Here is a 10,770-nt window from a genome sequence, read left to right on the forward strand (position 1 = left end):
TCGACGGCCGGGCGGATGGTGGGCACGCCTCAATCGGGCAGACAGCACGCTCCTATCAGGCCACACCGGCCGCCAGGCCGTGACCCGGCGAGGCCGCACATCGCTGGACAAGCCACCAGCCGAAGCCGGGGCAGCGAAGAAACGAGCGAACCCCGCCGGGCACCACCGATCCTGCCATTGACGCGAAGAAAATTGTGGCCTTGCGGAGGATGTCGCGTTCCTCGCGGAGCTGCCGGTTCTCCTTCCGGAGACGGTTAAGCTCCTCCCGCTCGGTGGTGGTCATCTCGTCCGCTCGGGCGTCGTCCTCGCGGGAGGCTTCCCGCACCCAGTTCCGGATCGACTGCCCCGACGGGCCGTATTCCTTGGCCAGTTCTTCGGGCAGTCGACCAGCCCGGACAAGATCCACCATCTGCTGGCGGAACTCCTCCGTGTACGGCGGTTTTGATCTCGGCACCTGCACTCCTCCCTGGGGTCATTATCCCAAAGAGCCCAGGTGTGAACAGGGTCGGGCCAACTTCAGTGGCGACCACGACCACAACGGTGATCACCATGACCGTGATCTCGCCGGCGGGCATTCTCCTCAGGGCCCTCGGGGCGATGGAGCGCCAGTCGAAGATCGCGAACGACACCATGATCATTATTGCGACGAGCGCGGCCATGAGGATACCCGAAAGGACGAGGCCGAAGACGATTCACAACAGCATCAAGAAGACACCGGCAAGGAAAGCCGACCGGCGGGTACGGGCGCCGGATACCTTCATATCGATCATCATTTTTCCCGATCATGGCGCAGTCACCCATGCCGCCGAAGAGGCCGGTTACTATGTTGGCGATACCCTGCCCGGTGGATTCGCGACATATCCGCACCATGTCGCAGGACCATGGCCGTCCGTTCACGGGGCCGACAGGAGCGAGCGTCTGCGTGGAACTGCTTCCTCCGGGTAGAGCAGGCCACTGAAGGACCTTGACAGGGCTCTCCTCTCCGCCCGGAGACACGGAAAGCACGACGGCGAACAGACGAAGACCGAGCAAACTGGCCGAGAACGAGGCGAGACGATGCGGGTACTCCTGGTTCACCCGAGCGCTCTGATGTATTCCGAGATATTTCTCCGACTTGAGCCGATCGGTCTCGAAAGAGTGGGCGCGGCACTTCTGCGACATGGCCACGATGTCCGCATCATCGACCTGCAGACGGAACAGACGAAGAGCTACCTTGGCGCCCTTCGTCGCTTCCAGCCGGAATGTGTGATGTTCGGGCTGAACTATCTGGCCAACGTTCCCGAGGTCATCACTCTCGCAAAGCAGGCCAAGGCGGTGCTGCCCGGCTGCCTGGTGGTCGCCGGCGGCCACAGCGTCTCGTTCATCGCCAGGCACCTGCTCGACACCTGTCAGGAGGCGATCGACGCGGTCGCCCGCGGCGAGGGCGAGACGGTTGCCCCCCGTATCCTCGCCACCGACCGGGACAGCCTGCACGAGGTGCCCGGTGTGGTCACCCGCGCCGGCACGGGGCCGCCCCCGGCCATGTTGCCCACGCTCGACGAGCCGCTGCCCGCCCGCCACCTGCTGCCCCACCGCAGCAGGTACTTCATCGGTGAACTCGACCCCTGCGCCTCGGTCGAGTTCACCCGCGGCTGCCCATGGGACTGCTCCTTCTGCAGCGCTTGGACCTTCTACGGCCGCAGCTACCGGCGGATGTCACCGGACGTCGCCGGCCACGAGCTCGCCACCATCCGGGAGCCCAACGTCTTCCTCGTCGACGACGTCGCGTTCATCAAACCCGACCACGGCATGGCCATCGCCGACCAGATCGAACGCCGCCGCATCCGCAAGCGCTACTACCTGGAGACCCGCGCCGACGTCCTGCTGCGGCACCCCGAGGTCTTTCGCCGCTGGCACCGGCTCGGCCTGACCTACATGTTCCTCGGTATGGAGGCCCTCGACGCCGAGGGTCTCGACCTGTTTCACAAGCGCATCTCCCCCGACGAGAACATCAAAGCCCTCGAAATCGCTCGGAAGATCGGGATCACCGTCGCGGTGAACCTGATAGCTGACCCCGGCTGGGACGCCGAACAGTTCCGGCTCGTGCGGGAGTGGGCTCTGTCAGTCCCGGAGATCGTCCACCTCACCGTCATCACGCCCTACCCGGGCACCGAGATCTGGCACACCCAGGCGCAGCAGCTCACCAGCCTCGACTACAGGCTCTTCGACATCCAGCACGCGGTCACCCCGACCCGGCTACCTCTCGACGAGTTCTACCGCGAACTCGTGGCGACCCAGGCGGTGCTCAACCGCAAACATCTCGGCGTCCGCGCGCTGGCCGGCACCGCCCGCATCGTCGCCGGGCATCTCGCCCACGGCCAGACGAACTTCGTCCGCATGCTCTGGAAGTTCCCCCGCGTCTACAACGCCGAGCGTCTGCACGCCGAACACAGCCGCCCCGTGACATTCCGCCTGCCCGAGCCGTCCCGAGGCCCGGGGCGTCCGCACCGCCGAGAGCTCTACGTGCACCAGCACCAGAACGTGCCCCAGCACGATGACACACACAGCCACTCGGCCTGACCGGACGCGGCCCTGTACTGACGACACGTCGCGGGCGAGGGCCGTCCACACCTGCCGATGCCGAGGATCGTCCGTGGTCGTCGGAAGGTGCGGTGTCTGCTTCTCACCGTGCCGGGTGGCGTCACGGTGGTCGGCTGTCCCGTCCGGGCTGCCCCCCATCCCGCGGAGCATGGGGAGGCCGCCGGTGCGCATGAACCGGAGTGCGAGCAACCCGGCCAGCGCAAGGAAGGCGATGTTCAGGAAGGTCGTGTAGCCCCAGGACAGGTGGGCCGTCGTGACCTGCGCGTCCCGCTGTGCCGGAACAAGCCCGGCCGCCCAGAGGACGATCTCGACGACGAATCCGGCCACGACGCAGGCGCGGCGTACCGCTGTGGTGGGCAATGCGCGGCCTGCGCTTCCGGCGCGCCGCCGAAAAGCCCAGCCACGCCATGGTCGCCCATCTCCGGGGGCCCTACGGCTCGCAGCGGGTGACGTGGCACCCGGCCGTCGAGGAGATGCCGGACGAGGCCGAGATGACCGTGCGGGACAGGGCGTCGGAGTCAGGGCCGGTGGGCACCCTCGTCGTCGAACTGCCCGGCGGTGTTCGCCTCACGCCCGTCGGAGGAGTCCGGCGGGAGCCGCCCAAACGGTTCCGCCTGACCTCCCGCCCCGGCGTCAAGGTCGATCTCGGGTCCGACGGCAGAATCGTCATCGTCCGCGACGACCCCCCGCCCCGCCCCCGCCGGTGGTCGCGCCGGACCCCGCGCCTCGTGCTCGTCGGCGCCCTGCTGGGCGGAGCGCTCGGCTTCGGACTGGACGGCGCGGCCACCGTCGCTCACAGTCACTGGCCCTGGCGCTGCTGTTCGCCGGCCTGGCTCTGAACCCGACCGCAGCCCTGCTGCGCGACCACCGGACGGTCTCCATCGCGCTTTCCGCCCTCGGCCTGCTCTGCCTCGCCGCAATATGGTCGTTTTCGTCGTCCAGGGATGGAAAACAGCATCGGCACTCCGGGATCGGACTGTTCACCCCGGCCGTGGTCCAGTCGCCGGCTTTCGTTCCGGAGTTGCGCCTCGAAAATCTGGCTGACAGGCAAAACCAAAGCCGGTCATGACAGTTCCACCGGCTCCGCCCCGGTCGACTCCCAGGTCGGCCGCGACTGCGCGTTCGTCCGGCCGCCGCGCGCACCAGCACGATCCGCGATCACGATGTGACGGCCTGCGCGATCCTCGCCGCCGCGCCCGCCCCCCTGCAGCACATCCCGCTCCTCGCCGTAAAGCGCGATCGGCACGGCACCCGGACCCGGCACAGCCCAAGCCCAGGATCGGCGGGGAAACCTGAAGCTCAGGACACCGGCGCCTTGGTGACGACCCGTCCCTGCGTTCGTCTTACGAACCAGATCGACGGTCCGTCACACGCCGGAGTGCTGGTAGACCTTGAGTTCGACTTCCCGACCTGAACGGTTCGGTACAGGAAGATCGAGAAAGAGCGTAGTGCAGCCCTTCCCGTTTCCCGAGGTGGATCTTCTGGACATCACACAAGGAAATGAGAGGTTTCGAGGGGAGGCGGGACTTGTTCCCGGACAGAACGCGAACAGTGATACGTCGTTTTAACACGAGAAGCGGCCCAGAAAGCCTTCGGCGAATTCAAGGAAGCCTTGACTCTACTCGATACGGAAACGGCGACCAAACATCATCGCGGCACCAGTGGGGTAAGCGGGAGCCGGCAGGCGGACACGGCGGTCGTGCCCTTTTCCCGCTCGCGGCGGACGGTGCCACCTGTGCTCGCGGAGAGCACGGTCACGAAGCTGGGTGACCGGGTGGAGAGGCCCGCCCACGACAGGCGCGCACTGATACCTGTACCTCCCGGAGCAGCCCGAGCAGGTCGCCGACCTGCTGGCTGTCCCCGAACACCCGGCTGGTCACGATGACCGTGACCAGTGAGGGCTACCAGGTGCGTTCCGATATCCCAGCGGTCCGTCACGATCTGGCGGCTCCGGAGGACCCGGTGACCGCTACCGGGCTGCTCGTCGCCGCCCTGCGCCGGCGCCGGGCGGCGGGCACGGGCCCGTTCACCGTGCTGTCCTGCGACAACCTCGACGACTCGGGTGCTGCGGTTCGGTTTGCCGTTCTCGAGTTCGCGGGGCTGCTCGACGCCCAGACCGGCGAGGACCTCACCTCCTGGGTCCGGGAGAACGTGACCTTCCCCAGCGGCATGGTGGACCGCATCACCCCGACCACCAGCCCCCAGCCGAGCGACCAGATCGAGGGTGAGTTCGGGGTGCCCGACCGCTGGCCGGTGGTCACGGAGACGTTCCGGCAGTGGGTCGTCGAGGACGACTTCTGCACCGAGCGGCCTCCGCTGGAGCGGGTCGGCGTGCAGGTGGTCGACGACGTCGCACCATGGAAGGTCATGAAGGGCCGCCTGCTCAACGGCGGGCACTGCGCACTCGGGTATCTCGGTGTGCTCGCAGAGCTGGAGACCACCGATCAGGCCATGGCCGAGCCTGTGCTGTCGGAGTACATGTCGCGCCTGCTGCGCGAGGAAATCGCCCCGCTGCTCCCGGAGCTGCCCGGTCAGGACACCGACGAGTACGTGAGGACGACCCTCGACCGCATCGCGAACCCTGCCATCAGCGACAGTCTGCTGCGGCTGTGCCGACGAGGGTCGACGAAGGTCCCCCACCACCTGCTGTCCTCGCTGGGAGAGGCCCGCACGGCGCGAACATCCATCATGTCGGGATCTCCCTCGGAGGAACGATCATGATCGACGCACCTGATTTCGAAAGATCGGTGACGATCCGCGACTTCCAGGCCTTTCCCGACTATGCGGGTGCCTCCCGGCCGGCACAGTAGTCGAGGCTTGGCGTGGTCTTTCCAGGCGTGCCGTGGCTGTCGACCCGACCGCAGTGATCCCGGCCCGCGGTTAGCGGCGGCGCCGTGTAGGACCCCTGGCACCTCAAGCCTGTTTGACTTGTGGTCGAGGCCGCTGCGCTCTGTCAACAAGGGAAGCTTGAGATCCATTCCGGCGGTCACGGCGTGCCTATGCCAGGCCTGGTCGGTGGGAGACCAGAGCGGCAGAGCGCGCCGGACCGGGTCGGCGCGCGGCCCCGGTTGCGGACACACCCGCACGAACCGACGAGGATGGCGACGACGCGTTCGGTGTTGGCCTTGGCGGTCCAACGTACAGATTGCCGTCGCGGTCTCAGCGTGCCTCGGCGTGGCCCCGCCGAGCCGGCCCGAGGACAGGCGGGCATAGATTCAGGCTGTGCCAATACGCGATCTTGCCTACACCGTGTACGCCCGTCGGCTCCGCGCGTCGCTCAAGGGAGCCGAGCTACCGAGGCACGTCGGCCTGATCATGGACGGCAACCGCCGCTGGGCCCGCCAGATGGGGATGGCCAATCCCAGCCTCGGCCACAAGTTCGGCGCCGACCATGTCGAGGACGTGCTGTCGTGGTGCGAGGCGGCCGGTATCAAGCACGTGACCGTCTTCGTCTGCTCCACCGAGAACCTGGCCCACCGCGAGGATGCCGAGATCGCGTTCCTCATGCGGGTCATCGAGCAGGTTGTCTCCGACAAGATCGCGACTCCCGATCCGGCGTGGCAGATGCACATCGCGGGGCTGCTCGACGCGCTGCCGGACAGCACGGCCCGCGCGCTCAAGAACGCCGAGGAGGTCACCCGATCCTGCTCGACGGGGGCGCACGTCACCCTCGCCGTGGGGTACGGCGGCCGGCAGGAGGTCGTCGACGCGTTCCGGGCCCTCCTGCACGAGCAGGCAGAGACGGGCGGCTCGCTGGCCGACCTGGCCGAGACCCTCACCGCCGAGGACGTCGCCCGCCACCTCTACACGGCCGGCCAGCCCGACCCCGACCTGGTCATCCGCACCAGCGGCGAGCAGCGCATGTCGAACTTCCTGCTCTGGCAGAGCGCGTACTCCGAGCTGTACTTCTGCGAGGCGTACTGGCCCGCGTTCCGCGAGATCGACTTCCTGCGGGCGCTGCGCAGCTACGCCGCCCGTGGTCGTCGCCACGGCGCCTGACCTGGTGGCTTTCCGACGGCCTGCCGGCTCTGCCGCCGGCTCGCCGCCCGGTGCCACCGCCGGCGCGTGAAACCTCCAGGAGGACGACGCGCTGCGCGAGCAGCTCATCGTCGCGTGGGTCAACGGGCATGACGGGCCGGACGGTCAACCAGTTCCGCCACATCGAACTGCAACGCCGCCTTGCCAGCCGATGGCCAGCCCACCGACAGCCAAATCCGGCCGCAGCAGCACGCGGCCACCACTGCCATGGCACCGGCCGACCCAAGATGCCACACAGCCGTCGTCCACGACCAGCCGATCAACGGCCGCGGCAGCCGTACCAGCCTTCCGACGACAGCTCAGGACCGTTCACCGGCAAGCCAGGACCGAAAGATCACTGACGTGTCGATGTCCAAACCGCGTATCCCAAGACTTCAGTATCCAGCTCACGGCGCTGACCTACTGAGATGTTCGGCTGCAGTTGACAAGTACAGCTCATTTTTGTAGGTGCTCAGGTGACGTGGCCATCTCCCACAGATGATGTCCTCGGTCTGTCCCGGCGGACAGGTTGGTGGGAGGGCGGCCACCAGGACTGACGTGCTATGACGTTCCGGCCGGGGCCGGCGGTTCGGGTGACGGCCCCGGCGGTGGGGCCGGCGGCTCGGGCGGTGGGGCCGGAGGAGACGGCTGCGTCGTGGCCAGCGCTGCTTCGACGTCGGGCAGCCAGAACGCCACTTCGAGGGTTTTGAGGGCGGCCCACCGGGACAGCTCGTGCCCGGCCCGCGTCGCGCCGGCGAAACCCGCGAGGAAGGCGCCCACGCAGAACGCCGCCAGACCCCGTTCATGGCCGAGGGCCAGCTCTATGGCGGCGACGCCCGCCGCCAGGAGGAAGGCAAGCCCAGCGTTGCGCAGCGCTATTCCGCTGGCTCGCAGCCGGCTTATCTCCACCGCCGAGTCGGGCGCCTTGACCTCGATGGCCGCGAAGACGACCGCCGGGTCGACCTGGATGAACGCCATCGACTGGGCACGGGGAAAGCGGTCGAGAAACTCCCGACGAACGCCGCGTCCTGGGCGTAGCCACAGCGGCATCCGTCGCCCCAGGAACCGGCGCGGAGCGTAGGTCAGATGGCCGAGCAGGTAGCTGGCGACAATCGCGCCCGCTATCAGCACGGTGGAGTTGAGGTCGCCGACCAGCCCGAGATCGATCCACGACGCCCGGTCCAGGACGTACAGCAGGAGCACGAGGTACAGCGAGCCGGGAACGGAGTAGGCGAAGATGTCGAAGACACCGAGGCTGAGGTTCACACTCTCCTCTGTCCGGTCGGTCGCGTCCCACCCGACTCCGACCGAGTGGCGATGCCTGTGAGATCATTGGTAGCACGCGCCGCGTGGTGCCGTCGACTCGTTCCGAGCGGGGCCCAGCCGTGATCAGCGTTCAGGTGGATGCAGTGGCTCACCGGGTCCCGGGCCACCATCACCGCGGCACCCAACTTCGCCTACGACATCGTGGGCAGGTACGGGTGTCGGGTCGAGGATGCGGACCTGTCGCACCTGCGGTTCGCAATCAGTGGTGACGAACCGATCGACCCGGACGCGTTCGACGCCTTTCTCGACGTGGCCGCCAGGTTCGGTATGGAGCGCGGCACGGCCGCGCCGGCGTACGGCATGGCCGAATCGACATGTGCGGTCTCGCTGCCCTCCGCCGGTGAGGGTGCACAGTACGACGAGGTCACCGTCACCTCACCCGACGGCGGCGGTAACCCCGTCCGCCGTCGATACGCGCCCCTCGGCAAACACGCGCCGCTCGGCGACGGTGAATGGTTCCCCACCGGCGACCTCGGTTATCTCGTCGACGACGGCTTCGGGTGGCCGACCTGCAGGCACGGGTGGACATGCTCCGGCACGCGCTGACCGGGATCGCCGTCGGCAGGCAGCTGGATCTGCGCACCGCGGCGGCGATGAAGCCGGGCATCGAGGGTTGTCGGGCGTTCTCAGCCACCATCAGCTGACCCCTCCGGCCTCCGCCGGGCAGGCCGGGCGGCGGGCGGCGGGCGGACCGGCCGAGAATCCGGCCCACCCGACGCCCGGAACGTCAGGTCAGCGGGCTCCGGTAGTTCACATCCGCCGTGTCACTCCTGGACTGTGACCCGCTGGGCGTCACCCAGGTCGCTGTCGCCCGGTTCACGATGGTGCTGGCGGCGGCCACGTCGGCCGCGGTTGTCGTGTACTGCGCCGTGCAGTCCATGACGCTTCCGGGCGGCAGGCTTCTGGAGGGGCAGGAGACCCGTCCCGAGCCGGTCGTCGACCAACGACACCCCCGACACCGGAACCGGGCCGTTGACGACCTGATAGCCAGAGGCCCGGCGGTGCAACGTCACGCACATCGTGCGGCACTGCCGCGACGAAGTTATCCCGCCAGGCGGCGCAGGCGGGCAGCTGCCTCGCGGAGTACGTCCTCGCGCTTGCAGAAGGCGAACCGGACCTGGGCGCCGCCGACGCCGGGAGTGCTGTAGAAGACCGAGTTCGGCACGGCGACCACCCCGCACCGGGTGGGCAGACCCCGACAGAAGGCCAGCGCGTCCCGCTCGCCGAGCGAGCTGATGTCCGTGGTGATGAAGTAGGTGCCCTCCGGTCGGTAGACCTCGAAGCCGGCGTCGGCCAGCCCGTCGGCCAGCAGGTCGCGGCGGGCGCGCAGCCCGTCCCGAAAGGCGGTGAAGTAGTCGCCCGGGAGGTGGAGGGCCTCGGCGACCGCGTACTGGAACGGGCCCGAACAGACATAGGTGAGGAACTGCTTGGCGGTGCGCACCGCCGCGACCAGCTCCGGGGCGGCGGTCACCCAGCCGACCTTCCAGCCGGTGAACGAGAAGGTCTTGCCGGCCGAGGAGATGGCGACCGTACGTTCCCGCATGCCCGGCAGGCCGATCAGCGGAAGGTGCCGGCCGTCGAAGACGAGATGCTCGTAGACCTCGTCGGTGACGACGAGGAGATCACGCTCCACGGCCAGCTCCGCGATCGCCGCCAGCTCGGCGTCGGTGAGCACCATCCCGGTCGGATTGTGCGGGGAGTTGAGGAGCAGCAGCCGGGTCCGTGGGGTGACCAGAGCCCGCAGAGCGTCGAGATCGGGCCGGAAGTCGGGTGCCCGCAGGGTCAGCGGAAGCAGCCGGGCGCCGGTCATCGCGACACAGGCGGCATAGGAGTCGTAGAACGGCTCGAAGGCGATGACCTCGTCGCCGGGCTCCACCAGTGCCAGCAGGGCGGCCGCGATCGCCTCGGTCGCGCCGGCGGTGACCAGGACCTCGGTGTCAGGGTCGACGTCCAGGCCGTAGAAGCGCTTCTGGTGCGCGGCGATGGCGACACGCAGCTCGGGGACGCCGGGACCGGGCGGGTACTGGTTGCCGCGGCCCTCCCGCAGCGCCCGCACCGCCGCCTCCCTGACCGCCTCCGGGCCGTCGGTGTCGGGGAAGCCCTGACCCAGGTTGATCGCACCAGTGGTGGCCGCCAGCGCGGACATCTCCGCGAAGATGGTCGTCCCCATCCCGCCCAGCCTGCTACTGAGAAGCCCCCTTGTGCTCACGGCCTTCAGATCCCCGTCCTCGTCGCCCGCCAGGAACATACTCCCGGCCACCCGGCCGGGAGGCCCGCCGACGTCGACGTCGGCATCGGCGGGCCCGCGGGCAGTGCACCCGCACGGGCTCCGCTGGCTCTCAGGCGCGAGGCTCGCTGCCGGCCGGATCGGGGACAACAGCGGCGCTGCTCGCACTCGCACGTGGGGACGAGGTCGGGGCCGGGGCCGCCGCGGCGGTCGTCGCCGGCGCAGCTGGAGGCGGGCTGAGGGACGACGCGCTGGATGCCGGTGCCGGTGGAGGTGGAGGTGACGACGGCACCGGCGACGGCGGCCCGGTGGGCATGTCCGGCGCCGGCGCCGGCGGAGTCCGGGTCGGTGCTGGTGCGGCTGGTGGCTGCTCCGTCGGCGGGGCGGGCTGAACCGGCGTGAGGCCCGGTGCCGGGGTCTCCGAAGGCGGGACGGTGGCCGGTGGGGCCGGCGTGTCGGGGCTGCCAGGACTGGGACTGGGACTCTCGGGACTCTCGGGACTCTCGGGACTGGAGCTGGGGACGCCGGGGCTCGGGTTCGGCGTCGGCACTGCCGTGGGTACCGGCGCGGCGGGGGTGGGGGGGGGGGGAACACAGGCTGTGGCCTGTGCCTTCTAAACA

Annotated in this window: 8 protein-coding genes and 3 pseudogenes; 5 read left to right on the top strand and 6 right to left on the bottom strand. The window is 68.8% G+C overall.

Annotation, left to right across the window (positions count from 1 at the left end; genetic code table 11):
• Window positions 1-295: 295 nt before the first annotated feature.
• A pseudogene (locus AB1460_RS38450) lies at window positions 296-409 on the bottom strand (hypothetical protein); the annotation flags it as partial.
• A gap of 109 nt (window positions 410-518) precedes the next feature.
• Window positions 519-855: pseudogene (locus tag AB1460_RS33240) on the bottom strand (SulP family inorganic anion transporter); the annotation flags it as partial.
• A 201-nt stretch (window positions 856-1,056) separates the two neighbouring features.
• Here AB1460_RS33240 and hpnR point away from each other — a divergent pair.
• Complete coding sequence (gene hpnR / locus AB1460_RS33245; RefSeq protein ID WP_368966199.1) at window positions 1,057-2,559, top strand: hopanoid C-3 methylase HpnR; 1,503 nt, start codon at window positions 1,057-1,059, stop codon at window positions 2,557-2,559.
• A 380-nt stretch (window positions 2,560-2,939) separates the two neighbouring features.
• A complete protein-coding gene (locus tag AB1460_RS33250; protein WP_368966201.1) occupies window positions 2,940-3,419 on the top strand; it encodes a hypothetical protein in 480 nt (159 codons plus the stop codon).
• A gap of 224 nt (window positions 3,420-3,643) precedes the next feature.
• Here the strand turns inward: AB1460_RS33250 and AB1460_RS33255 are convergent, their stop codons facing one another.
• Window positions 3,644-3,826 carry a hypothetical protein gene (locus AB1460_RS33255; RefSeq protein ID WP_368966202.1) on the bottom strand — a complete coding sequence of 61 codons (183 nt, stop codon included), beginning with the start codon at window positions 3,824-3,826 and terminating at the stop codon, window positions 3,644-3,646.
• A gap of 635 nt (window positions 3,827-4,461) precedes the next feature.
• Here AB1460_RS33255 and AB1460_RS33260 point away from each other — a divergent pair.
• Both AB1460_RS33260 and uppS read left to right on the top strand, forming a co-directional pair.
• Window positions 4,462-5,301, top strand: a complete 840-nt coding sequence (locus AB1460_RS33260) for a hypothetical protein (protein ID WP_368966204.1) — start codon at window positions 4,462-4,464, stop codon at window positions 5,299-5,301.
• 501 nt (window positions 5,302-5,802) lie between these two features.
• Entirely contained in the window at window positions 5,803-6,579 is a 777-nt protein-coding gene (uppS, locus tag AB1460_RS33265) for a polyprenyl diphosphate synthase (protein WP_020460632.1), read from the top strand.
• 579 nt (window positions 6,580-7,158) lie between these two features.
• Here uppS and AB1460_RS33270 read toward each other — a convergent pair.
• Window positions 7,159-7,863 carry a hypothetical protein gene (locus AB1460_RS33270; protein WP_368966205.1) on the bottom strand — a complete coding sequence of 235 codons (705 nt, stop codon included), beginning with the start codon at window positions 7,861-7,863 and terminating at the stop codon, window positions 7,159-7,161.
• A 129-nt stretch (window positions 7,864-7,992) separates the two neighbouring features.
• Between AB1460_RS33270 and AB1460_RS33275 the strand changes: the two are divergent.
• Window positions 7,993-8,352 (top strand): annotated as a pseudogene (locus tag AB1460_RS33275) (long-chain-fatty-acid--ACP ligase); the annotation flags it as partial.
• A 298-nt stretch (window positions 8,353-8,650) separates the two neighbouring features.
• Here AB1460_RS33275 and AB1460_RS38455 read toward each other — a convergent pair.
• A complete protein-coding gene (locus AB1460_RS38455; protein WP_420497435.1) occupies window positions 8,651-8,914 on the bottom strand; it encodes a DUF7507 domain-containing protein in 264 nt (87 codons plus the stop codon).
• Window positions 8,915-8,965: 51 nt separating this feature from the next.
• The gene (locus AB1460_RS33285) at window positions 8,966-10,171 is read right to left on the bottom strand and encodes a pyridoxal phosphate-dependent aminotransferase (RefSeq protein WP_368966207.1); all 1,206 of its coding nucleotides are present in this window, start codon (window positions 10,169-10,171) and stop codon (window positions 8,966-8,968) included.
• Between the last annotated feature and the right edge of the window lie 599 nt (window positions 10,172-10,770).

Source organism: Parafrankia sp. FMc2 (genome assembly GCF_041008525.1).
Taxonomy (GTDB): domain Bacteria; phylum Actinomycetota; class Actinomycetes; order Frankiales; family Frankiaceae; genus Parafrankia.

What these genes read in the sequence shown, in the direction of transcription:
- AB1460_RS33260 (WP_368966204.1), top strand. Translation starts at nt 4,462, where the DNA reads ATGACCGTGACCAGTGAGGGCTACCAGGTGCGTTCCGATATCCCAGCG.
- AB1460_RS33285 (WP_368966207.1), bottom strand. Translation starts at nt 10,171, where the DNA reads ATGTTCCTGGCGGGCGACGAGGACGGGGATCTGAAGGCCGTGAGCACA.
- hpnR (WP_368966199.1), top strand. Translation starts at nt 1,057, where the DNA reads ATGCGGGTACTCCTGGTTCACCCGAGCGCTCTGATGTATTCCGAGATA.
- AB1460_RS33250 (WP_368966201.1), top strand. Translation starts at nt 2,940, where the DNA reads ATGCGCGGCCTGCGCTTCCGGCGCGCCGCCGAAAAGCCCAGCCACGCC.